Genomic DNA, 21755 nt, shown 5'->3' with positions numbered 1-21755 from the left:
CTCGTTCCCGTTCCGGATTGCGGGCCCAGCAGGCGGTCGCCCATGACACAACTGGGAGGCCGCATGCGCGACTTCGTCTCCCGCGACAGTGATGGTTGCCGGCTGCACACCATGGCACTGGTGCCCAGACCACGGCTGGTCCTGCTGCACGGCGGCGGCCCGGACCGCGACAGCCTGCGGCCTCTGGCCCGCCGGCGGATTCACCCCGGTCCTGCCGGACGCCCGCTCGGTGTGCGCCCCCCCGGCCGTACCTGGAGCTAAGTACGCCGACGATTGTCGACACCCTCCTGGACCATCGCGCCCTGCGCCGGCGGCGCTGGGCGACACGGGTCTGGCAGGCACCATCGCCTTGCGGGCGGCAGCCGCCAGGCCGGACCGCATCCCCGCCGCAGTCATCACCGCGCGGGCTTGTAGGCCAGGCTCTGAGCGATGCACTGTGCACCCGCAGCGGCGCGATGTCACGGCCGACGGTCCCCAGGTCCAGCTTCGGTCCGGCGGACCGCCGGCGACTGCCCGCATCCGCAGCAGGAGCAGTGACGCACAGGAGGATTCAGGCGGTGGAGTGCGTCGCCCGGGGCGGCGTCGGCTGTCGCTGATCACCGCCGAAGCGTGTGGTCCATGGTCTCCTGCCCGCTAGGGCTACTCCCCTTTCGGCGGGATCAGCCACGTCGCGGCGGCGGCGGCGGCGGAGACCACGGCCACCCCCGTGGCCACGAGGAACGCGTCGTCGAACCCGGACGCGGTTGTGGTGCTGGTGAGGCTGGCGGCGGCGGCGCTGGAGACGGCCGCGGCCCCGGCCGAGGCGCCGAACTCGTGGAAGGTACTGACGATTCCGGAGGTGACGCCGGCCTCGTGCGGGGCGACGCTGCCGAGTGCGGTGGCCGAGGCGACCACGAACAGGGCGCCCAGCCCCGCCGAGGCGACGCTCACCCCGGCGACCATGGCGGCGGTGCCGGACCAGAGCACCGGTGCGAGGAATCCAGCGGCCGCGATCAACAAGGCCACCGCCGCCAGGGGCCGGGCCCCCAGGCGGCCGATCACGCGGCCGGCGGCGGTGGCGGCGGCCATGGTCAACAGCGCGACGGGGAGGAACAGCGCGCCGGTCGCCAGGGCACCGTGGTTTTGGTGGTTCTGGAGGTAGAAGGATCCGAGGAAGAAGACAGCCACCATCAAAGCAGTGGTCACGGCGATGACAAAGGTTCCCGCCACGACCGGGCGTCGGCCAAGGAGTCCGAGGTCCATCAGGGGCGCCGAGGCCCGGCGCTGCCAGGCGGCGAAGGCGACGTAGGCCACGGCGGCGAAGGCCGACAGGGCGAGGAAAGCAGTGTTGCGCCAGCCGTGGTCCCCGGCGCGGATCAGGGCGTAGATGAGGGCGCCGGTGGCCGCGGCGACCAGGGCAGCACCCGGTACGTCGAGAGAGCCGGAGGCCGCCCGGGGCAGATCCGGCAGTATGCGGACGAGAGCTACGAGGACGACCAGGCCGACGGGAACGTTGACGAAGAAGACCCAGGCCCAGCCCGGCCCGGCCGTGATGATGCCGCCCAGCAGCACGCCGAGGGCGGCGCCCCCGCCGCCGAGCGCCGACCAGATGCCCAGCGCCCGGTTCCGCTCGTCGCCGTCGAACAGCCGCACCACCACCGACAGTGCCGCGGGCGACATCATGGCAGCACCCGCCCCCTGGGCGATCCGGGCGGTGAGCAGCAGGGCTGCGCCGGTGGCGAGTCCGGCGGCGAGGGAGGCAACGGTGAAGACCGCGAGCCCGGCCAGGACCACGCGCTTGGCGCCGAACAGGTCGGCCGCCCGGCCACCGAGCAGCATCAGGCTGCCGAAGGTGAGCGCGTAGCCGCTGACCACCCAGGTCAGGGCAGTACGGTCCAGGTCCAGTTCGCTTCCCATGTGAGGAAGTGCGATGGCGACCACGGTGATGTCAAGGATCAGCATGAGCTGGGCCAGCCCCAGCAGGCCCAGGGCCGGCCAGCGCAGCGGATGAGGTGCCGCCCCCGGTGCGTGTGTGTCCGTGGCCTTCGTTCCGCTCATGACGCTCACCCCTCCGAATAATGCGTACAGTACTGTTCAGGTTAGCCTGCCAAGGAGGTCAATCCAAACAGGTATGTTCGGGTTATTGGGTAGGGTGGAGACATGAGCACCAGAAGCAACGCCAAGCGCGCGGACGCCCTGCGGAGCATCGACGCGATCGTGCAGGCGGCCGTCGACTGCCTGGGGCGCAACCCGGAGGCGAGCCTCAGCGAGATCGCACGCGCCGCGGGCGTGGGCCGAGTGACGTTGTATGCGCACTTCGCCTCCCGCGCCGAGGTCGTCGACGCGGCGATGACTCTGGCCATCGGCAAGGGCAACCAGGCGCTGGAGGCCGTCGATCTGGCCGGTGATCCCCGGCTGGCTCTCGCGCGGCTCGTGGAAGCCAGTTGGCACCTGGTGGACCAGGCCCGGGCGCTGCTGGTCGCCGCCCAGAAGGAGCTCCCTCCGGGCCGCATCCGCGAGTTGCACAGCGGCCCGGCCGCCCGGGTGGAGACTCTGATCGCCCGCGGCCGCGCCGAGGGCGTCTTCCGCACCGACTTGCCGATCCCGTGGCTGGTCAATGTCCTGCACTCGGTCATGCACAGCGCCGCCGACGAGATCCGCTCCGGCAACCTCGCCCCGGACCGCGCGGCCGCCTACATCACGGCCACCGTGCTCGCCGCCTTCACCCCGCCGGGCAGGCCGGTCCCCGAGCCCAGCACGCAGACGTGACACCCACGCACTGCTCCAAGGGCAGGGCGCCAAGCGCCGGTGGGGCACATGAGGCGAATGCCGCGGACAGTCGCACGCGCCTGGCACCAGCACTCCCAACGGGCGTGCTGGACATCTTCGAACGCCGGATGGCCTCTACGATGAGGGCATGCCCAGCAGCATGAAGACTTCAAGTACGCGCCCGGCCGGGCGCGTACTTGCGCTGCTGGTGCTGGCGGTGCTCAGCGGTGTGCTGGGTATGCACGCTCTGCCACCCGGCGGGGCGCTACCGGCTGCGCACGCAGAGGCCGGCCATGCCGCGATGACGAGTCCGTCGGCACCCGCACACGAGGCGGGTGCGGCCTGCTCGCACCTGTCGGACGGGGCCGGGCACCTCGACCACGCTGACGCAGCCTGTGCTGCCGCAGGCGTCGGTTCCACGTATGCGCCGCCTACCCTGGGTGCTGCGATGACGGACGCCGCTGCCGTCCCGGCCGCCCTCGATGGCGCTGCGGCCTCCGCCCAGCATGACAGGGCGCCGCCGGACCTGTCCGAGTTGCAACTCCTGCGGATATAGAGCGGCCCGCCCGGCACCACCGCACCCCTCCGTGGGTGGTGCCGCGCTTCCGCGTCCTCATTGCCGCATCGACGCATGCCCGAAAACAGGCTGCGCATCAAGGAGTTGCAACCGCATGAACCGCAAGCGTTCCCTCGCCCGCCGTACCGCCGTCCTGGCTGCCGCCGGTGCGGCCGCGCTCGTTCTGGCCGCCTGCGGCGGGGACGGCGACAGTTCCACCGGCCACGGCAGCCACGGCAACAGCTCTGCCTCCGCCGCCGCTTCCGCTTCACAGGGACAGCACAACGCAGCCGACGTCACGTTCGCCCAGGGGATGATCCCCCACCACCGCCAGGCCGTGGAGATGGCCGACCTCGCCCCCGCCCGGGCGCAGTCGGGCGAGGTGAAGGAGCTGGCCGAGCAGGTGAAGAAGGCGCAGGATCCCGAGATCAGGACACTGTCCGGGTGGCTGGTCTCGTGGGGTGAGGACGTTCCCGCCGAGGGGGCCATGGACCACTCCATGCACGGCGGAATGGAAGGCATGATGAGCGCCGAGGACATGGACGAACTCAAGACCGCCAAGGGCACCGAGTTCGACAAGATGTTCGCCGAGATGATGATCGAGCACCACAACGGCGCGATCGTCATGGCCAAGGACGAGCAGCAAAACGGCGAGAACGCCGAGGCCAAGAAGATGGCCGGCGACATCGTCACGGGCCAGTCCGCCGAGGTCACACAGCTCCAGAACATCCTCGACCGGCTCTGACCGTGCCAGGGCGGGCACAACGCCCGCCCCGCAAACCGGCCGTGCGGGCCCGCAGCGTGCGCACTGCGGGCCCGCGCGGCCGCCCTCGGGCCTCATCCCGCCCGGTCCCGGGAGGTGCACCGCCTCCACCCCGTCCGCAAGAGACTGTCGCAACCCCCAGCAGCTCCGGACACCCCCGCGGTACGCCGGAATCCGCTGGGCGGGCTCAAGCCCCATGGAGCATGAACGACCCCTTGGATATATACCCCATAGGGGTATATGGTTTCGATGTGGGATCCGGCAACGGATGACACTTCAGCGGGAATGGGGATGAAGGGCATGGACCACAGCGCTCACCACACCGGCACCGCGCACGGTCACGCCGTCCACCAGGACCACCCCGGTCGCACCACCCACGGTGGACACGGCCAAGGCGGCGCAACCTGGTCCACAGCGGCGAAGGCGACGCTTCACTGCCTGACCGGATGCGCCATCGGCGAGATCCTCGGCATGGTCATCGGCACTGCCCTGCTGTGGGGCAACGTGCCCACCATGATCCTCGCGATCGGGCTCGCCTTCCTCTTCGGCTACTCGTTCACCCTCTTCGCCGTCCTCAGGGCCGGCTTGGCCCTCAAGGCGGCGATCAAGGTCGCGCTGGCCGCCGACACCGTCTCCATCGCCGTCATGGAGTTCGTCGACAACGCGATCATCGCCCTCACGCCGGGCGCCATGGATGCCCACCTCTCGGACGGGCTGTTCTGGTCCGCTCTGCTGGGCGGGTTCGCGGTCGCCTTCCTGATCACCACCCCGGTCAACAAGTGGATGATCGGCCGCGGCAAGGGCCACGCGGTCGCCCACGCCTACCACTGACCCGACCCAGCCGGCCCACACCCGGGGTGCCCCCTGCTCAGAGGGGCACCGACGAAATGCGGTTCAGGGGGTGACGGAATCCGCGGGAGCGCAGCCAGGGGCCGGGCGGGGGCCGCGGGTTCGTCGACGCTCGCGCCGCGGTGGGTTCCCGGTCCGGGAACGCGGGACCTGCCCGGGAACCTAGGTGCGCACCGCGCTCAGCTGCGCCGCCGTCGACGCCATGCGGGTCGGCGGCTCCCAGGTCCAGGTGCGCACGGAGGTGAAGCCGGCCGCGTGGACCGTGGTTGCAAGGGTGGGGAGGTCGGTGGGGAGCCACTTCTCGTGGGTGGAGAGGAGAAGGCGGCCGCCGGGGCGCAGGACGCGGTGGAGTTCGGCGAGGGCGGCGGGGACGTCGGGCCAGAGCTGGAGATTGTTGACGGAGATCACGACGTCGACGGAAGCGTCCGGTTCGCCGGTCTTGGCGGCGGTGCCGGGGGCGAGGCGGAGGCGGCCGCCTGTGATCAGGGGTGCGCAGCGGCGGCGGGCCATGGCGAGCATGACGTCGGAGGGGTCGATGCCGATGGCATGGGCCGAGCGCCCGGCGGCGGCTGCGAGGCCGATGCCGGGGCCAGGGCCGATGACGAGGACGACGTCCTGTTCGGCGGGGGCGGCAAGGGCGACGGCATGGCGTTCGGTGGCTGCATTGCCGCGGGCCATGAGGTGGCCGCCGAGACAGCCGAACAGTCCGCTCGGCTGGCCAAAGGCCTTGGTCAGGAGCCGGCGCGTGATGCTCTCCACGTCCATATCGAAGCACGCGGCTCCCCTGCCGACACAGCTGGTGCGCACCCAAGGGCGGCCGTGTTGAGACGCACGGCGGACGCGATGGCCGCGCGCGCTTCGGGCTCGGTGAGGTCGGTGTGGATCGCGGTGAGCGGGCTGGCGGGCGTTTGCCGCCAACGTCCTCTGAGGTCTCGCAGTCGTGGCCATGACCGTGACGTGGCGCAGCGCGTGTTGGCCAGGAACCTACCCCGCCGCAATGACACCGAAGAACCTGACTCCGACGACACCGAAAACTTCCTGGTAGCGCAGGGCGCTACCCGCACAGCCTGACATTGCGTCAGGCCGACTGCTCATCAGCGGCGGTCGAACAGCGCCTTGAACCGACCCGAAGACCGCAGCGCGAGGTCGATCCGGTAGTCCGGGCGGTGCCGGCCGTCCTCCTGTGGGGTGTCGGCGCGAACGGCGCCGGTCTGGCCGGTGCGGGGCTGGCCCGCACCGCTCGCACGGGTCCTGGGACAGTACGGGGCAGCGGTCCACGTGCTGCTCCAGACGCCGTCGCGCCGCGTCAGGCAGACTGTGTAGTGGGGTGGTACCTCAAGTTTCCAGAAGGCTCGTGCTGGTGCGGACAGGGCATGGACGAGCAGGGCCTGGACAACAGCCGGCTCGACGATGGCCAAGGCTCGGCCCGTCTCAGGGGGCAGGCTGCTGAGCCAGTTCGCGGTCCGTTGGCAGAGTTGACGTACGGTTTCGCCCCCGTGTGGTGCGGCATCCGGGTCGGTGAGCCAGGCGCTGTATCCGTGCGGGTCTGCAGCGACGATTTCGGCCGGGGTGCGGCCGCGCCATGTGCCGTAGTCGATGTCGCGCAGTGCCGGCTCGGCTGTGGCCTTCAGCCCGAGGAATGCAGCGGTGAGCGCGCAGCGGGTGGAAGGCGACCGCGTGGTCGACGACTGGGGCGGAAGCGCTGCCAGGGCGGCGCCTGTCTCGTGGAGGTCGTACTCACTGAGTGGGGCGTGGCCGAAGATCGCATCTGCGGATGTAGCTGGGGGGTGCACGCCCAGAACTGTCAGGCGGATCGTCATGCGGCTGCCCTCCTGATCGGTTTGCTCCTGCATGACGCCGGAGGGTGTGACACCGCCAGGTCGCCTCGGATCAGCGGCGGTGGTGACGTCCCTCTGGCGGCAGCAAGCGGTCAACCACGGCCACCGGCGCCGTCTCCCAGAGCGCGGCGGTCGACACGTTACGCGTCACGTTCTCAGGCTTCGCGAAACCTCCTGCCATATCCATCCGGCAGGAGTCCGGAACGTCCCCGCCGACTGGCTGGCTCCGACCCCCCCACCTGGACGGTCTCGGTGTGGGCAAGCGGGGCGCTTGTCGACGTGGTACGACGGACAGTGACCCGATGGTGAGTGGGAGCACGCATGATCCGGGTACTGGTGGTCGACGACGAGGCGCTGATCCGTACGGGGTTCAGGTGCATCCTGGACGCTGCCGACGAGATCGAGGTCGTGGGGGCGGTTCCGGGGGGAGAAGCTGTCCAGGTGGCGCAGGAGACCCACCCTGATGTCGTGCTGCTGGACATCCGCATGCCGGACGTGGACGGACTCACCGTCCTCGCCGATCTGTCTCGACTGCGGCAGCCCCCGGTGGTGGCCATGCTCACGACGTTCGACATGGACGAGTACGTGGCCACGGCCCTGCGCTGCGGCGCGGCAGGTTTCCTGCTCAAGGACACCGACCCGGAGGAGCTGCCGTTCCTCGTGCGCGCCCTGGCCGACGGGGGCACCGTCCTGGCGCCCAAGGTCACGCGGACGGTCGTGGACGGATACCTCGAGGCCGGCGGCCAGACATCTGCCACGCACGGTGTGGACCGGCTGACCGACCGCGAACGCGCCGTACTCGTCCTGATCGCCCAGGGACTGTCCAACGCGCACATCGCCGCCCGGATGCACCTGAGCACCGGCACGGTGAAGGACCATGTGAGCGCCATCCTCACCAAGCTGGAGGTCAGCAGCCGCGTCCAGGCGGTCGTGGTCGCCGAACGGGCCGGACTGCTCAAACCGCCCCGCGACCCGGAGCCGGGATGATTCCCCGCCCCCCGGCCCGCATGCTGCGGAACACTGCGTTCGTCGTCGCAGCACTGCTTGACGTCTGGGTCCATGTCGCCCCGGACGAGCCGCTGAGCCTGGCCTTGGCTCTGGCCGCTGCCTGCCTGCTTGTGCTGCGTCGGCGTTTTCCGCTGCTCATCTTCCTGCTCACGTTGCCCGCCGTCCTGGTCTCGGATGCGATCTTCGCCTGTCTGGCCGCGCTGTACACCCTCGCCACATTCACCCGGCGCCGGACTCTCCTGGCCCTCTGCGCCCTGGCGTACACGCTCAGCGACATGACTTCGTGGTCGCCGTCACCGCAACTCGTTCTTTGGAGCCCTTCGGGCCTGATCACCCTGGGCTATACCGCGGCAACGGCTGCGGCTCCCGTCTTCCTCGGCCAGCTCGTTCAGGCCCGGCGGGACCTGTCCCTGCGGCTCGCCGAGATCTCACAGGCGCGCGACCACGAGCGCAGGCTGAGCGCGCAGGCTGTCCTGGCCGAGGAACGCGCCCAGCTCGCCCGCGAGATGCATGATGTGGTCTCCCACCAGGTCAGCCTGATCGCGGTGCAGGCCGGGGCACTGCAGGTCGGCACGCAGGACACCGTAGCCAAGCAAGCCGCAGCCACGATACGGCGGCTGAGCGTGCAGACGCTGGACGAACTGCGGCACATGGTCAACGTGCTGCGCGACTCGCACAGCCGCCCTACGGAACTGACTCCGCAGCCGTCCCTGACCGACCTGCGGCGGCTGATCGACAGCAGCGGCATTGACACTCACCTGACGACGGACCTGCCCGGCGGCCTTCCACCGACCCTGCAGCGCGCCGTCTATCGCACCATCCAGGAAGCGCTGACCAACGTACGCAAACACGCCCCCGGGGCCACCGCCACCGTGCGCGCCTCCTACGAGGACAACGCCGTCCGCGTCACGGTCAGCAACAGCGCGCCCACGCGGCCCGCCGTCTCCCTGCCCAGCGCGCATTACGGCCTGGTCGCCCTGCGACAGCGCGCCGCCCTCCTCGGCGGCACCGTCACCTCCGGCCCCACCGCCGACGGCGGCTACCAGCTTCGCCTGGAACTGCCGGTCAAAAAGGCACGGTGACCGAGAAGAGACCCCCATGAGCAGCGCCCCGGGGATCGGTCGTGGCACGGAGCCCCGGCCACGTCCGCCGGGGCTTGTCCCCGCCGTCACCGCCATGCAGTCCACCGCAAGGCAGAAGAGCACACCTCCGTTGGAGAGACGGCGGCGGTCACAGGTGCACGGCCTGTTTGTGCGGCTTCTACATCAGCATCGCAACAGTCCACTCCCCCACTCCGGCGTGCCTTGGCTACGATCAGCGCGATGAGCGACCGGCACCTGGGCTTCCGGGGCGCGGCGGGACGCGCGGCCCCGTTTGCCGTCCTGCACTGTGCCGCTCTGCTCGCCGTAGTGCTGTGGGTGCTCCCGGTGTGCACGCACAGCGCGGACGAGGCGTTCCGCGTGCCCGTCGCCTCCGATACGGGCAACGCCCTGGGCGCCGGCGCCGTCCGGACGGCCGCCACCCACGAGTGTCCCGACATGGAACACGGGCCGGGCGACACGCACTGCCGACCCGCCGCCCAGGCCGTCGCGAACACCGCCTTCTCCGTGCCGGTGCCGCCCCTTCGGGCGGCGGACGTCACCGTCGCGGCCTGGACGCCGCACGCTCCGCCCGCGCGCGGGGCACCGGAAGCCCTCGTCCATACCCCCGGCATTCACCAACTGCAGATTCAGCGGACCTAGAACGGCCCCCGCACGGCCGCTTGCCAAAGCCGTGCCCGTCGTCCATTCCTGCCCCCGGCGTTCCGGGTGCGCAGGCCATCAACCGCTCGAATCAGATCACCGCGCCCTCTTCCCGCGCGGTGAGGACAAGGACATGCCATGGGATCTTCCCGAGCCAAGGAACAGCGCGCTGCCCGCCGAGCGAAGCTGGAGCAGATACGCCACGCCGAGGCGGCACGGGAACGCCGCAACCGCATCATCACGTGGACCTGCAGCGCAGCCATCGTCGTCGGCATCGCCGGCGCTGGCTGGTACTTCGTCGACCGGGCCGAACAGCAGAACAAGGCGGAGGAAGCGGCGGCCGCCAAGCCGGTGGCGGGCGAGGAGTCCTTCAAGGACCTGGGCCGCAACCACGTCACCACCCCGGTCAACTACGAGATGTCCCCGGCCGTCGGCGGCGACCACAACCAAGCCTGGATGAACTGCAACGGCGACGTCTACGACAAGGAGATCGGCGAGACGAACGCCGTCCACTCCCTGGAGCACGGCGCGGTCTGGATCACGTACAACGACAAGGCCACGGACGAGGACGTCACGACGCTCAAGGACCGGGTCACCAAGACCCCGTACACGCTGATGAGCCCGTACGCCGACCAGTCCTCCCCGATCGTCCTGTCCGCCTGGGGCAAGCAGCTGAGCGTGGACTCCGCCGACGACCCCCGGGTGGGGACGTTCCTCGACAAGTACGTGCAGGGCGCGCAGACCCCTGAGCCGGGCGCCGCCTGCACGGGAGGGATCTCCGCATAACCGGCGCGGCCACCCGCCGCGCCCCGCCCGTCGTCCTCATCTGTGCCGTGCTCGCCGTCGCCGCCGCGCTCATCGTGTGGTGGCGCACGGCGCAGGGCACGGCGAACGCATCCTCGCCCGGTGACCGTTCCGTAGAGGCCGGATTCGCGCGGGACATGGCGGTGCACCACCGGCAGGCCATGGAGATCTCGTTCATCGTCCGCGACCGCAGCGCCGACGAGGAAGTACGCACCCTCGCCTACGACGTCATCGACACCCAGGCCAACCAGCGCGGCATGCTGCTCGGCTGCTGAGGAGCAGAAGGCGGACATGATCCGCTTCACGCCCCTGGGGCGCCTCGTGGTACCGCAGGACTGCGCGAATCTGGTCACGTTCCCTGCTCCGCAGAGGGCGGATGGATCAACGCCCAGCTTCTCCAAAGCAACGGCGGTCTCGGGTAGCCGAGCGCATGGACATGATTCACGGGCGCGTCCGGCCGGCGAAGTCGGCGGCGTAGGCAGTTCTCCTGGCGTCGGGGGAGGCTTTCACCGGCGGGTGCGGCCCAGCAGGGCCATCACTTCGGTCAGCCGCTCGCGCGCCCAGTCGTACTGCGTGATGTCGGTGTGGCCGCGGTAGACGATCTCGATCACCATGATGAGCGCCAGGTGCAGGCAGTACAGGCGGCGGCGCACGCTCTCGGTCTCGGTCTCGGTCAGTGGAGGGTGTCCGTAGCCGCGCATGAAGTGCGTGGAGTCGCCGTAGGCAGCAGCCATCTGCGTGCTGGCGAACCCGGCCTCGATGAGCGGGTCACCGAAGAAGGCCCGCTCGTGGTCGATGACGCACGCGATCTTCCCGTCGCGGACCATGACGTTGCTGTCCCACAGATCCCACTCCACCAGCCGTGGCTCGCTCACCTCGTCCAGGCTCGCGGCGTGCTCGGCCAGCACCTCGCGCACGGTGTCGCAGTCCCAGCCCAGATCGACCCGGCGGCGTTCGCCGTCGGCCAGGACGTCCTCGACGATGTCCGTGAACACCCGTCGCCAGCAGGTGTTTCCCGGGCCGGCCAGCGGTCCGAACGCCGTACCGCGGATGGAGTTGATCTGACGGTTGGCCGCGCCCACCTGCTCCTTGTACCCGTCCAACACGCCAGCTGGGGGGCCTCGTTGGTTGTCTGTCCTGCCGCGCTCGACCTGCCCGATGCCCTGGTCGAGTCAAGCGACTGCGGAATCCGGTCTCGTCTGCGATCTCGTGCCTGACCACCTTGACCGCAACCCTGCGGCCCGAGGGAGACCCGCCGTGGTGGACACGGCACATCGGGAACAGATCGTCCACCGTGCAACCGGCCCGCCCGACGCAACCCCCAACTCCCAGCCGCCACACCGAACTCATTCTGAAACGATCAGTCAGTCGCACATTGCCCGCTCGATCAACGTCCGCCGCGCGGCAGCCCGCGCGTCCTCCGTGGTGGGGTCGAACGAGCGGCTGAACTCCGCGACGGTCAGCCGCGTGGCGCCGTCGTCGGTGGCCATCACCTCGACGTTGTAGCCGAGCCCGTTGCCGCCGTGGGTCCAGGAGCCACCGCCGCACGGCAGCGGGTGGTAGTACAGCCCGAGCCCGTATCCGGTGTGCCCGCGGGGATCGGGCGGGGTATCCACCAGGGTCTGCATGTCTGCGAGCTGGGCCGCGGGCAACAGCCGGCCGCCCACCAGCGCGGTGATGAATGTGTTGAGGTCCTCGGCCGTGCTGATGATCGACCCGTCTGCGCCGCTGTCGAGTGCCCGGACCGCGATCGTGGTGTCGATCAGCGGGCCGCCCGGCGTCCACTGCTGGTAGTTGTGGGCGTGAGGGGAGGGGAGGAACGGCCAGGTACCGGGCGTGGTCGTGCGGCGCAGCCGCAGTGGGGCGATGATCCGCTCACGGACCTCGGTGGTCCAGTCGCGGCCGGTGACGGATTTGATCACCATGCCGGCGAGGACGTAGTTGGTGTTGGAGTAGGCCCAGACCTGATCCGCCGGAGCGTGCCGCAGGGCCAGCGCGATGAGCTCGTCCGGGCGGGCGACCCGCCACCGCTCCCGCCGGTAGTCCTCCGGCGTGCTGAGGGTCGGGTAGATGTCGTAGGCGTAGTCGTAGAGCCCGCTGGTCTGCTGCAACAGTTGCCGCACAGTGATCCGTCGGCCGTCGTTGCCGTTGCCCGGCACCGGGCGGGCGGTGTCGAGCTCGGCCACCCCGCTGCGCGCGCCGCCGGTCGCCGAACCGTCCTCGACGGGGGCAGTTGGAAGGCCGGCACGGAGAACCTGCTGCCGTCGATCGACATGGCCGTCTGCTCGGCCGACTTTCACCCGCCCGGCACCAACATGCCGACGGACACCCTGCGGTTCCTGCGGGAGCACGAGGTCGTCTGGTCGGCGGTCAGCCGGGGAGGGCAGCCCATCGTGTGGGCGGGGCCCGACGGCAGCGGCACGGTGGACGTACCTGCCGTCCGGGTGGCGGACACACTGGGCGCGGGTGACGTCCCGCACGGGGCCCTCACCCATCACCTCGCGGTTCAGGGCCGTTTGACATCGCAAGGCTTCGTCGAGGCCCTGCGTGCCGCGGCCGCGGTGGCCTCGCGGGCGTGTTCCTCGTTCGGCACCCGCGCTTGGATGCGGCGAGGGTGACGCCGCAACCCAGCGACGGAACCCCGCTGTTCGTCGATCCGATCGCCGCGAGTCTCGGCGTGCAGAAGTCAACACATCGGATCTATCCTGTTGTGTTGACGCACTGTTGCCCCGTCTCTATGTTGCATCGCGGGATAGCTCCGATGATTCACTGAACCTGTCTGGAGGAAACGTGCCCTCTCCCTCCGCGCCCGATCCGTCCAGACGTACCGTCCTCGCCACCGGATCCGCTCTGGGTGGCGTACTGCTGACCTCGGGCCTGACCACCCAGGCGACCGCGGCTGACCGTGCCGAGGCCACCGCGCTTCCCGCCGACCCCTGGCGCACCGTTCTCGACGACGCCGACCTGGTCTGGCAGCGGATGCCGACGACCTGGTACGAGGGCCCGTTCCTCGGCAACGGCTTCCTCGGCTCGGGGATCTACGCCGAGCCGGGCGCCGCATCGACCGCCGTGCGCTTCAACGTCCAGCACTCCGAAGTGCAGGACCACCGCCCCGAGTTCGGTTCCCTCTTCGGCCTGGCTCGGCTGCCGATCGGGTACTTCACACTTGAGCCGGTGGGCGCGATCACCGGCCTCGACTGGCGATTGTCGCTGCATGACGCCGAGTTGACCGGCACGCTCACCACCGACAAGAGCACCCTGACCCTGCGCGCCCTGGTCCACAACGACCGCTCGGTCCTCGCCGTGGAAGTGACCGCGAGCGAGGGCGAGAGCGGCTTCCGCTGGGTGTTCCACCCGGCGGACGCGATCAGTCCGCGGGCCGCGTCCAGGCCGCTGCCGGACGGCTACCGGGGCAACCCGCCCGCCGAGGTCGCCGACCACGACGGGACGACCGCCGCCGTGCAGCCGCTGCTGGCCGGCGGGCAGCACGTCACCGCATGGCGGGAGCGGACCAGGGGCCGGACGCGGACGCTGTATGTGCACGTCGCGCACTCGTACCCGAAGAACACAGCCCTGGAGCAGGCCCTCAAGGCGGTCCGCGCCGCGGACCGGCTCCCCTATTCAGCCCTGGCGGTGACCCACCGCGCATGGTGGCACGCCTACTACCGCAAGAGCTTCCTCTCCCTCCCCGACGCCCGCATCCAGCGTTTCTACTGGATCCAGCTCTACAAGGCAGCATCCGCCGCCCGCCGCGACGCCCCTGTCATGGCGACGAGCGGGCCCTGGCTCGAGCCCACGCCGTGGCCCAACACCTGGTGGAACCTCAACGCCCAGCTGGAGTACTGGCTCATCCATGGCTCCAACCACCTCGAACTCGACGCGATCACCAGGGCGTTGAGCGAGTTCCGGGACAACCTCGCCAACGAGGTGACGCAGCCGTACCGCGCCGATTCGCTCGGTATCCCCCGCACCACCGATCCCCACCTGGTCAATGGCGCGGCCAGCACACTGATGGGCTACGGCGTCGGCATCCCCGGCCAGAACCCGCCTACCCCCGAAGTCGGCAATCTGACCTGGGCGTTGCACAACGTCTGGCTCAGCTACCGACACACGATGGACAAGTCGGTCCTCCGGGACGTCCTGTTCCCTCTCCTGCGCAAGGCGATCAACTACTACCTGCACTTCCTCGAGCTCGGCCCGGACGGCAAACTGCACCTGCCCGCCACCTTCTCCCCGGAGTACGGCGGCGACTCGCGCGACTGCAACTACGATCTGATGCTGCTCACCTGGGGCTGCCGCACTCTCCTCGAAGCCGCCGAACTCCTCGGTACCGACGACGTGTTGGCGCCGCGCTGGCGCGAGGTGCTGGCCAAGCTGGTGCCGTATCCGACCGACGCGAACGGCTTCATGATCGGCGCGGACATCCCCTTCGCGAAGTCCCACCGCCACTACTCTCACCTACTCGCGGTCTACCCGTTGTACGAGGTGACCGGCCGGACCCCCGACGAACGCGCCCTGATCGAGACGTCGCTGGCGCACTGGGTGGGCTTCGAGGGCGCCCTGCAGGGTTACACCTTCACCGGGGCCGCCTCGATGTCGGCGCTGCTCGGCAAGGGCGAGGACGCCCTGCGGTATCTCGGTGAGCTGATGACCCGCTTCATCCAACCCAACACCATGTACAAGGAGTCGGGTCCGGTCATCGAGACGCCCCTGTCGGCGGCCCAGTCACTGCACGACATGATCTGCCAGTCCTGGGGCGGGGTCATCAGGGTCTTCCCCGCGCTGCCCGCCGCGTGGGCGGACCTGGCCGTGCACAACTTCCGTACGCAGGGCGCCTTCCTGCTCAGCGCGCGCCGTCAGGGCGGCACGACTCGTTGGGTGCGACTGCTCAGCGAGGCGGACGCTCTCTGCGTCGTACGGCACGGGATCGCGGGATCGATCGACGTTCGGGACGGGCGGGGCCGCCTCCTCCCGTACTCCGACGCCGGTGACGGCGCCATCCGACTCGCCTTGCGCAAGGGCGAGTCGGCGCTGATCACCACGCGGGGCGACCGGCCCGACCTGAGTGTCGCGCCCGTACGCCCGAACGAGGACGCGCCCCGCTGGGGGCTGCCCCTCACCTGAGCGTGGCCGGATCGAGGGCAACTGTCACTGCTCGTGGTGGATCACGTGACCGCCCGTCACAGTCAGCCGGACGGGGGCCTCGGCCAGTTCGTCGGCCGGAGCCGCCGCCGGGTCGATCCCCAGGGCTGTGAGGTCGGCGCGGTGGCCCGGGGTGATCCGGCCGGCCGTGGCCGATTCGCCCGCGGCGCGGGCGGCGTGCGTGGTGCAGCCCTCCAGTGCCTCCAGCCCGGTCAGCCCGGCCCGGGCGGAGGCCGCGCCACGAGGTCGGCGAGCAGTCGCCAGGACCTGGCGGACGTCGTAGTGGGCGATGGGCCAGTCCGAGCCCAGGGCGACCGTGGCGCCCGCGTCGCGCAGGTCCCGCAGCCGCCAGGCGTGGCGGGCGCGGTCGGCGCCCAGCCGGCGGGACCACTCGTCGGTGCCGTCGGCGCGGGTGTAGGCGGTGTGCGGCGGCTGCATCGACGCCGCCACGCCGAGCTGCTCGAACCTGGGCAGCTGGAGCGGTAGCCGCCGTAGCCGATGAGCAGCAGGCCGGCCAGTGAGATCGGCAGCCAGGGGACGTCGGTGCCGAAGAGGGCACGGACGGTGTCCTGGGTGGCGGTGCCGAGGAGACCGTAGACGCCGATCTCCATGCCGTTGTAGCCGACGAGAGCGAGCAGGGCGGCGCCGATGCCGACCGGGCGGCCGAGGCCGCGGGTGATGAAAGCGTAGAAGGCGATGTCAGCAGTGCCGAGGGAGCCGGAGCGCAGGTCCGCCGTGGCGGACGGCGCTCTCTCCTGCGGGAGCTCGTTGGTGGTCACGGACATGGGGAAGCCCTTCGAGCGGCGGACGGGAGGGGATTCCGGGCGTGCGGGATGGCGGCGCCGACGGTCCCGGTGCAGCACGGATGACGTGGGCCGGGATCCGTAAACCTAAAGCCTTTCGGTTTCGGCAATGTGACCTTCCGTTGGGCATCCGGGAAGACCTCAGGGAGAAGACTGACGATGGGCCGGCCACGCAGACCGCTCCTCGACCGCGAGCGCATCACCACCACGGCGCTGCAACTGATCGACGAGCAGGGCGACTTCAGCGTGCCGCGGATCGCCCGGCGGCTCGGGGCGCAGACAGGCTCGGTGTATCACCGTGTGGACGGCCGGGACGGCATCGTGGAACTGCTGCGCGAGCGGGTCGCGTCCGCGATCGACGTCACGACCCTGGATCTGCGGCCGTGGGACACGGCGCTGGAGGCCTGGGCCCGGTCGTGCCGGGCCGCGTTCGCCGCGCGCCCGAGGACGATCCCGCTGCTGATGACGTCGCCGGTGCGGGCGCCTCGGGTGCTGGAACAGTACGAGCGGGCGGTGGCCCTGCTGCGGGACGCGGGGTTCGGCGCCGACGAGGTCATGCCGCTGCTTGTCGCCCTGGAGAACCCGGTGCTGGGCTCGGCACTCGACCTTGCGGCGCCGGAGTCCATGGGGGAGTTGGCGCAGGACACGCCCACGCCGCTGCTCGCCGAGGCGTTGGCCGCGGTCGGCGAGGGGCGGGCGGACCGGGCGTTCGAGGTGGGGCTGACCGGTTTCCTGGATCACGCGCGAGCCATGCGGGCCGCTCGGGCATGAGGCAATGGAAGGTCCGGCTGGTCGGCGAGACCGAGTCGGCTGGCGGGTGATCCCGACCCTGTCGTCGGGCATCTTGGGGGCGTCCGACGAGCCCCAGCCACTGCTGTCGACCGGCCACCCCGGCGGCGGGTCGCACAAGGTCACGGCCGAGAAGGGGTACGCAGTGCCCCCAAGAGCGGGTCGGTATTCCGGCCGACCACACGGCTGTTCACGGATCTGACCCGGAAGCTCTGGTCCTGACCCCGTAGGTCCACGCCAATAAACGCCGCGCAAACTCTTTCCCACTCAAGAGGGCCGTGGCATGCTCACCGCTCGACGCAGATCTGAACATCGTTCATATCCATGAAAGAAAGCATGGAAAGGGCGGACGGGTATGAGAAACGCTCACACGGGCGACACGCAGAACCCGGATGTCAGGGGCATGACCAGACGAGCCCTGCTGGGGAGCGCCGTGGCCGTGGCCGCAGGCGCTGGTACCGCAGCGGCAACTGATGGGAGCACCGCGTCGGCCGACGTCCCGGTCCTGTGGCGGGAGTTGAGCCGGACTCCCTTCACCCACCCGCAGATCCCGTACATCGGCCGGGCCGGTTGCCACGGCGGGGCGGTGCGCTTCCCCCGCCGTCCTGTCGTCGCCGACGTACGCGACTTCGGCGCCGTGGCGGACGGCACGACCGACTCCGCTCCTGCGATCAACCGTGCCATCGCGGCTGCCGGCAGGCGCGGTGGCACGGTCATCATTCCGCCGGGTACGTTCCGTATCGACGACGTGATCCGGATGGGCCGCTCGAACGTGATCCTCAGGGGAGCGGGCAGCGGCCGTACGACGCTGTACGCGACGAAGAACCTCACCGAACTGATCGGCGTGTACGGCTCCCGTTACGGTGGTGACAAGTCGGCCTGGTCGTGGGCGGGCGGCCTGATCTGGCTGGCCCCCGAGGCCCGGTGGGACTCTCTCGTCGCCGCGATCAGGGCGAAGGCGTGGCCCTTCGAGGGCTGGACGGGCAACGGGCGCGACGAGTGGCGGACGCTCACGGCGGTCGCCCCGGCGCGACAGGGTTCCTGGACGGTGACGGTCACTGACGCGTCGTCGCTGCGCCCCGGCGCCCTGGTCCTGCTTCGGCTCGCCGACGACGCGGAACACACCCTCCTTGAGCACATGTGCGGTGGCGGACCGGGACCGGAGGCCTATTTCTGGGACGACAAGACGAAACTGACGTCGTACGTCCCGTACGAATGGCCCGTCCGCATCGCCCGGGTCCGTGGCCGGCGCGTCACCCTCGAACGCCCGCTCCCGCTCGACGTGCGCCCGGAGTGGAACCCGCAACTGACCACTCACGTACCGGCGTTGACAGACTCAGGGGTCGAGGGCCTGACCCTCGAGGCGGCGGAGGTGCCCCAGCAGCCGCACCTGCTCGACAAGGGCTACAACGGCGTCGTCCTGCAGTGCGCCTACGACTGCTGGGTGGACGACGTGACGGTCCGCCATGTCGACAACGGCTTCGGGCTCGTAGCCGCCTCCGCGTGCACCTTGCGCCGGACGCGGGTCGCCGGCCGCGGCTCCCATCATCCCTACTTCTGCCGCGAGGGCTCGCACGACAACCTCATCGAGGACTTCACGATCGAGGAGCGCACCAGCCCAGCACCGTCGAACACCCAACTGCACGGCATCAATGTCGAGGGACTGTCGTCGTACAACGTCTGGTCGCACGGTGACATGCGGATGGGCACCTTCGACAGCCACCGCGGCCTGCCCTTCGCCAATGTCCGCACCGACATCACGGTGAACAACAACGGCCGCCACGGTGGTGACGCGAGCGCCGGTCCGTTGTTCGGCGCCCGCTTCACGCATTGGAACATCCGCGTCACCAACGGCCGAGCGGGCCTGGTGAAGATCGACGCGCTGGCGCCGTACTCCGCCACCGTCGGCGTCAACGAGGTCACGGAGTTCGACCAGATCGACGTCCCTGATTTCACGGGTGACCTGCATACGCGTCTGGAGCTGTACGGCAGCCCGCATGCGGTCCGTCCGCCGAACCTGTACGAGGTCCAGCGGCGGCTCGTCCGCGGGACCACTCACATGAACGGAGTGGATGTATGAGTGCACGATCCCGCCTCTGCATCCTCTTGGCAGCCCTCGTCGCCTTCACCACAGGAGCATCGGCGCCGGTGGTGGCACAGTCACCGCCCCGCGTCCCGCACACCGCCGTCATGGACGGCGCCCGTCTGCAGCAGACCAAGGTCCGTCTGGATCGCGGCGACCCGCAACTCCGGCGAGCGGTCAGGGCGTTGACGGTCCGCGCCGACAGGTGGCTGGACCAGGGCCCCTGGACGGTCGTCGACAAGCCCAAGCCCGCTCCTGGCGGCGACATCCACGACTACCTCAGCCAGGCGCCGTACTGGTGGCCCTCCCGGACCCCGACCTCCGACAACCCGTGGGGCTGCCCGTACGTGCAGCGCGACGGCGAGCGCAACCCCGAGGTCGACACCGGCACCGACCGCCAGGACGTCGAGAAGACCTTCGACTCCGCCTACGACCTCTCCCTCGCCTGGTACTACACCGGCGACAAGCGGTACGCCGAGAAGGCCGGGCAGGTGCTGCGGACCTGGTTCCTCGATCCGGCCACGAGGATGAACCCGAACCTGAACCACGCGCAGTTCATCCCTTGCAAGTACGACGGCCGCGCCATCGGCATCATCGACTTCTCGCAGTCGTACACCAGCGCCCTCGACGCGCTCGCCCTTCTGGCCACCGGCGCTCCGGGCTGGACCGCGACCGACCGCGCCGGCATGACCAAGTGGAACACCGAATTCCTCGACTGGCTCAAGAACAGCGACTTCGGCAAGCAGGAGGCCGCCGCCACCAACAACCACGGCACCTTCTACGACATGCAGCTCGCCGGCCTCGCCTACGCGACCGGCGACAAGGATCTGGCCCGCCGGACGGTCCTGGACGCCCGGAGCAAGCGCATCGCGCCGCAGATCGCGGCTGACGGCAGCCAGCCCCAGGAGCTGACCCGGACCCGGAGTTGGCACTACTCGACGTTCGACCTGGTGGCTTACACCCGGCTCGCGGCCATCGGCCGGCATGTCGGGGTGAATCTGTGGGCGTACCAAGGCCCGGACGGACAGAACCTGTTCAAGGCCGTGGACTACCTGTTGCCCGCCGCGACGGGAGCCGCCGCCTGGCCGCATCCGGAGCTCGAATTCCACCGGTACGCGGCAACCGACGTCGTGCACGCGGCCGCCGATGCGGGAGACGAGCGAGCGCAGAACGCCGTTCCGATGCTGCAGGAGCCGCCCGGCGGCGACCTGTGGGCCCTGCGTCCAGCGGCAGAGCAGCTGGACTCCATCGCGGGCTGACCGGCACCTGTCCTGCTCCGAGGGCATCCATGCGCCGGCGGTCAGACCGTCGACAGGTCGATCGCCCGGTCTACGTCCTGCGGCTGCAGCACGCGCAGGATGCCCTCCAGCAGGTAGTAGTCGGCGTACGGGAGGGAGATCTCGATGCCGTCCTCGGCCGGGCGGTTGCGGGTGCAACGGGCCACGACCGCGTCCGCGCGGGCCGAGTTCTTCGTCAGGCAGGTCTCCGACAGTGCGGTGAGCAGGCGTAGCGCCACCTCACGATAGGCGTGCCTGCCGGTGGCCGCGGACAGGTCGAGAAGACCGCACGCCATGATCGCGCCGGCCGACGCGTCCTTGATGTCGTGGGGCTGCTGCGGAGCGCGGTAGTCCCACACCGGAACGTGGTCCGGGCGCAGCGCGCCCACCGCGAAGTCCGCGAGTCTGCGCGCGGTGGCCAGGAACTCCGCGTTCCCGGTCCGCCGGTACATCGTGGTGAATCCGTACAGTCCCCACGCCTGTCCACGCGACCAGCACGACGTGGGGCTGTAACCCTGCACGGTGTTCGGGCCGATGGGTGCGCCGCTGTCCGGGTCGAAGTCGTACACGTGCGGGGTGGATCCGTCCGGGCGCGGGAACAGCCGCTGCGTGGTCTTGGCGTGCTCCACGGCGATGTCCAGATACTTGGCGTCGCCGGTCTGCCGGCTCACGAAGGCCAGCAGGTCGAGGTTCATCATCGTGTCGATGATGACCCGGCCCGCGTTCTTCGGGTCGGTCAGTGCGCCCCACGCCCGGATGAAGCGCCCGCGTGGGTTGTACCGCTGGATCAGGGAGTCGGCCGCTCGTATGGCGCCCGTCCGCCATGCGCTGTCGCCCGTCAGCCGCCAGGCGGTGACCCACGACGGGTAGAAGAGGAATCCGAGGTCGTGCGTGCCGGTGTCGTACTGGCGAGGGGCCAGCTTCTCCGCCGACGTCAGGGCCCACGTGCGGAAGGCCTCTTCCTTGCTGTAGAGCCACGCCATCCACAGCGTTCCCGGCCAGAACCCGCCGACCCAGTCGCCGTTCTGCGAGTAGGTCCACTTCTCGAACTTCGTCCCGACGGGGAAGGCAGTCACGCCCGGCGCGACGGTGCGGACCTTCTCGACGGCGTAGTCGGCCGCCGCGCGGAGCGTGCGCAGTGTGGGTGCCGGTGTCCGGGCCTCGGCCGCACCCGCGGCTGGTGTCGAGGAAACGCATACCGCTGCGGCGCCGGCCGCCGTAGCCAGGACAGTACGCCGGGAAACAGTCATGCCCGTCCCTCCAACTGGTCGGTCCGAGAAAGGAGTTGACCGAGCGTTGCACAACAGACCCGACGATGTACACCCATGTGAGCATTGTTCATCAACATGAACA

Annotated in this window: 20 protein-coding genes and 3 pseudogenes; 15 read left to right on the top strand and 8 right to left on the bottom strand. The window is 70.0% G+C overall.

Annotation, left to right across the window (positions count from 1 at the left end; all coding sequences use genetic code 11):
* Nucleotides 1–42 precede the first annotated feature (42 nt).
* Nucleotides 43–261, top strand: a complete 219-nt coding sequence (locus ACKTSN_RS46235; protein ID WP_409474541.1) for a hypothetical protein — start codon at nt 43–45, stop codon at nt 259–261.
* Nucleotides 262–639: 378 nt separating this feature from the next.
* Here ACKTSN_RS46235 and ACKTSN_RS46230 read toward each other — a convergent pair whose 3' ends face one another.
* Entirely contained in the window at nt 640–2037 is a 1398-nt protein-coding gene (locus tag ACKTSN_RS46230; protein WP_409474540.1) for an MFS transporter, read from the bottom strand.
* A 102-nt stretch (nt 2038–2139) separates the two neighbouring features.
* Here ACKTSN_RS46230 and ACKTSN_RS46225 point away from each other — a divergent pair, with 102 nt between their 5' ends.
* The 4 genes from ACKTSN_RS46225 to ACKTSN_RS46210 all read left to right on the top strand — a co-directional run bounded on the left by ACKTSN_RS46225 (nt 2140) and on the right by ACKTSN_RS46210 (nt 4898).
* Nucleotides 2140–2748 (top strand): TetR/AcrR family transcriptional regulator, encoded by a 609-nt coding sequence (locus ACKTSN_RS46225; protein WP_409474539.1) that lies wholly within the window; start codon nt 2140–2142, stop codon nt 2746–2748.
* A gap of 148 nt (nt 2749–2896) precedes the next feature.
* The gene (locus tag ACKTSN_RS46220) at nt 2897–3304 is read left to right on the top strand and encodes a DUF6153 family protein (RefSeq protein WP_409474538.1); all 408 of its coding nucleotides are present in this window, start codon (nt 2897–2899) and stop codon (nt 3302–3304) included.
* 115 nt (nt 3305–3419) lie between these two features.
* Nucleotides 3420–4049 carry a DUF305 domain-containing protein gene (locus tag ACKTSN_RS46215; protein WP_409474537.1) on the top strand — a complete coding sequence of 210 codons (630 nt, stop codon included), beginning with the start codon at nt 3420–3422 and terminating at the stop codon, nt 4047–4049.
* 318 nt (nt 4050–4367) lie between these two features.
* Nucleotides 4368–4898, top strand: coding sequence for a DUF4396 domain-containing protein (locus tag ACKTSN_RS46210; RefSeq protein WP_409474536.1), 531 nt, complete (start codon nt 4368–4370; stop codon nt 4896–4898).
* Nucleotides 4899–5078: 180 nt separating this feature from the next.
* Here the strand turns inward: ACKTSN_RS46210 and ACKTSN_RS46205 are convergent, their stop codons facing one another.
* Both ACKTSN_RS46205 and ACKTSN_RS46200 read right to left on the bottom strand, forming a co-directional pair.
* Nucleotides 5079–5675 (bottom strand): class I SAM-dependent methyltransferase, encoded by a 597-nt coding sequence (locus ACKTSN_RS46205; RefSeq protein WP_409474535.1) that lies wholly within the window; start codon nt 5673–5675, stop codon nt 5079–5081.
* Nucleotides 5676–6010: 335 nt separating this feature from the next.
* The gene (locus ACKTSN_RS46200; protein ID WP_409474534.1) at nt 6011–6769 is read right to left on the bottom strand and encodes a histidine phosphatase family protein; all 759 of its coding nucleotides are present in this window, start codon (nt 6767–6769) and stop codon (nt 6011–6013) included.
* A gap of 306 nt (nt 6770–7075) precedes the next feature.
* Between ACKTSN_RS46200 and ACKTSN_RS46195 the strand changes: the two genes are divergently transcribed.
* From ACKTSN_RS46195 to ACKTSN_RS46175, 5 genes and pseudogenes are all read left to right on the top strand, one after another.
* Nucleotides 7076–7741: a response regulator gene (locus tag ACKTSN_RS46195; protein ID WP_409474533.1), complete on the top strand. Its 666-nt coding sequence runs from the start codon at nt 7076–7078 to the stop codon at nt 7739–7741.
* A complete protein-coding gene (locus tag ACKTSN_RS46190; protein WP_409474532.1) occupies nt 7738–8844 on the top strand; it encodes a sensor histidine kinase in 1107 nt (368 codons plus the stop codon). The genes ACKTSN_RS46195 and ACKTSN_RS46190 overlap by 4 nt, the downstream gene beginning before the upstream one ends.
* 240 nt (nt 8845–9084) lie before the next feature.
* Entirely contained in the window at nt 9085–9504 is a 420-nt protein-coding gene (locus ACKTSN_RS46185) for a hypothetical protein (protein ID WP_409474531.1), read from the top strand.
* A 138-nt stretch (nt 9505–9642) separates the two neighbouring features.
* Nucleotides 9643–10290, top strand: a complete 648-nt coding sequence (locus ACKTSN_RS46180; RefSeq protein WP_409474530.1) for a DUF3105 domain-containing protein — start codon at nt 9643–9645, stop codon at nt 10288–10290.
* Nucleotides 10287–10577, top strand: a pseudogene (locus ACKTSN_RS46175) (DUF305 domain-containing protein); the annotation flags it as partial. The gene ACKTSN_RS46180 and the pseudogene ACKTSN_RS46175, both read left to right, overlap by 4 nt.
* A gap of 237 nt (nt 10578–10814) precedes the next feature.
* Here ACKTSN_RS46175 and ACKTSN_RS46170 read toward each other — a convergent pair.
* Both ACKTSN_RS46170 and ACKTSN_RS46165 read right to left on the bottom strand, forming a co-directional pair.
* Complete coding sequence (locus tag ACKTSN_RS46170) at nt 10815–11414, bottom strand: phosphotransferase family protein (RefSeq protein ID WP_409474529.1); 600 nt, start codon at nt 11412–11414, stop codon at nt 10815–10817.
* A 258-nt stretch (nt 11415–11672) separates the two neighbouring features.
* Nucleotides 11673–12419 carry a serine hydrolase domain-containing protein gene (locus tag ACKTSN_RS46165; protein WP_409474528.1) on the bottom strand — a complete coding sequence of 249 codons (747 nt, stop codon included), beginning with the start codon at nt 12417–12419 and terminating at the stop codon, nt 11673–11675.
* A 3-nt stretch (nt 12420–12422) separates the two neighbouring features.
* Here ACKTSN_RS46165 and ACKTSN_RS46160 point away from each other — a divergent pair, with 3 nt between their 5' ends.
* Both ACKTSN_RS46160 and ACKTSN_RS46155 read left to right on the top strand, forming a co-directional pair.
* Entirely contained in the window at nt 12423–12926 is a 504-nt protein-coding gene (locus ACKTSN_RS46160) for a PfkB family carbohydrate kinase (protein ID WP_409474527.1), read from the top strand.
* A 172-nt stretch (nt 12927–13098) separates the two neighbouring features.
* Nucleotides 13099–15432: a glycosyl hydrolase family 95 catalytic domain-containing protein gene (locus tag ACKTSN_RS46155; protein ID WP_409474526.1), complete on the top strand. Its 2334-nt coding sequence runs from the start codon at nt 13099–13101 to the stop codon at nt 15430–15432.
* A gap of 24 nt (nt 15433–15456) precedes the next feature.
* Here the strand turns inward: ACKTSN_RS46155 and ACKTSN_RS46150 are convergent.
* Together ACKTSN_RS46150 and ACKTSN_RS46145 are read right to left on the bottom strand one after the other, a co-directional pair.
* A pseudogene (locus tag ACKTSN_RS46150) lies at nt 15457–15924 on the bottom strand (amidohydrolase family protein); the annotation flags it as partial.
* Nucleotides 15925–15926: 2 nt separating this feature from the next.
* Nucleotides 15927–16235: pseudogene (locus ACKTSN_RS46145) on the bottom strand (hypothetical protein); the annotation flags it as partial.
* 177 nt (nt 16236–16412) lie between these two features.
* On the opposite strand from ACKTSN_RS46145, the gene ACKTSN_RS46140 reads away from it, so the two are divergent.
* The 3 genes from ACKTSN_RS46140 (at nt 16413) to ACKTSN_RS46130 (ending at nt 20384) form a co-directional block, all read left to right on the top strand.
* Nucleotides 16413–17024 carry a TetR/AcrR family transcriptional regulator C-terminal domain-containing protein gene (locus ACKTSN_RS46140; RefSeq protein WP_409474525.1) on the top strand — a complete coding sequence of 204 codons (612 nt, stop codon included), beginning with the start codon at nt 16413–16415 and terminating at the stop codon, nt 17022–17024.
* Nucleotides 17025–17445: 421 nt separating this feature from the next.
* Nucleotides 17446–19122 carry a glycosyl hydrolase family 28-related protein gene (locus tag ACKTSN_RS46135; RefSeq protein ID WP_409474524.1) on the top strand — a complete coding sequence of 559 codons (1677 nt, stop codon included), beginning with the start codon at nt 17446–17448 and terminating at the stop codon, nt 19120–19122.
* Nucleotides 19119–20384 (top strand): alginate lyase family protein, encoded by a 1266-nt coding sequence (locus ACKTSN_RS46130; RefSeq protein WP_409474523.1) that lies wholly within the window; start codon nt 19119–19121, stop codon nt 20382–20384. The genes ACKTSN_RS46135 and ACKTSN_RS46130 overlap by 4 nt, the downstream gene beginning before the upstream one ends.
* Before the next feature lie 41 nt (nt 20385–20425).
* Here the strand turns inward: ACKTSN_RS46130 and ACKTSN_RS46125 are convergent, their stop codons facing one another.
* On the bottom strand, nt 20426–21652 hold the full coding sequence (locus ACKTSN_RS46125) for a glycoside hydrolase family 88 protein (RefSeq protein ID WP_409474522.1): 1227 nt from the start codon (nt 21650–21652) through the stop codon (nt 20426–20428).
* Nucleotides 21653–21755: the final 103 nt, after the last annotated feature.

It is taken from the genome of Streptomyces flavusporus (assembly GCF_046267975.1).
In the GTDB taxonomy this organism is placed as follows: domain Bacteria; phylum Actinomycetota; class Actinomycetes; order Streptomycetales; family Streptomycetaceae; genus Streptomyces; species Streptomyces flavusporus.
This window is presented reverse-complemented; position numbering and strand designations above follow the sequence as displayed.

What these genes read in the sequence shown, in the direction of transcription:
- ACKTSN_RS46235 (WP_409474541.1), top strand. Translation starts at nt 43, where the DNA reads ATGACACAACTGGGAGGCCGCATGCGCGACTTCGTCTCCCGCGACAGT.
- ACKTSN_RS46230 (WP_409474540.1), bottom strand. Translation starts at nt 2,037, where the DNA reads ATGAGCGGAACGAAGGCCACGGACACACACGCACCGGGGGCGGCACCT.
- ACKTSN_RS46225 (WP_409474539.1), top strand. Translation starts at nt 2,140, where the DNA reads ATGAGCACCAGAAGCAACGCCAAGCGCGCGGACGCCCTGCGGAGCATC.
- ACKTSN_RS46220 (WP_409474538.1), top strand. Translation starts at nt 2,897, where the DNA reads ATGCCCAGCAGCATGAAGACTTCAAGTACGCGCCCGGCCGGGCGCGTA.
- ACKTSN_RS46215 (WP_409474537.1), top strand. Translation starts at nt 3,420, where the DNA reads ATGAACCGCAAGCGTTCCCTCGCCCGCCGTACCGCCGTCCTGGCTGCC.
- ACKTSN_RS46210 (WP_409474536.1), top strand. Translation starts at nt 4,368, where the DNA reads ATGGACCACAGCGCTCACCACACCGGCACCGCGCACGGTCACGCCGTC.
- ACKTSN_RS46200 (WP_409474534.1), bottom strand. Translation starts at nt 6,769, where the DNA reads ATGCAGGAGCAAACCGATCAGGAGGGCAGCCGCATGACGATCCGCCTG.
- ACKTSN_RS46195 (WP_409474533.1), top strand. Translation starts at nt 7,076, where the DNA reads ATGATCCGGGTACTGGTGGTCGACGACGAGGCGCTGATCCGTACGGGG.
- ACKTSN_RS46190 (WP_409474532.1), top strand. Translation starts at nt 7,738, where the DNA reads ATGATTCCCCGCCCCCCGGCCCGCATGCTGCGGAACACTGCGTTCGTC.
- ACKTSN_RS46185 (WP_409474531.1), top strand. Translation starts at nt 9,085, where the DNA reads ATGAGCGACCGGCACCTGGGCTTCCGGGGCGCGGCGGGACGCGCGGCC.
- ACKTSN_RS46180 (WP_409474530.1), top strand. Translation starts at nt 9,643, where the DNA reads ATGGGATCTTCCCGAGCCAAGGAACAGCGCGCTGCCCGCCGAGCGAAG.
- ACKTSN_RS46140 (WP_409474525.1), top strand. Translation starts at nt 16,413, where the DNA reads ATGGGCCGGCCACGCAGACCGCTCCTCGACCGCGAGCGCATCACCACC.
- ACKTSN_RS46135 (WP_409474524.1), top strand. Translation starts at nt 17,446, where the DNA reads ATGACCAGACGAGCCCTGCTGGGGAGCGCCGTGGCCGTGGCCGCAGGC.
- ACKTSN_RS46130 (WP_409474523.1), top strand. Translation starts at nt 19,119, where the DNA reads ATGAGTGCACGATCCCGCCTCTGCATCCTCTTGGCAGCCCTCGTCGCC.
- ACKTSN_RS46125 (WP_409474522.1), bottom strand. Translation starts at nt 21,652, where the DNA reads ATGACTGTTTCCCGGCGTACTGTCCTGGCTACGGCGGCCGGCGCCGCA.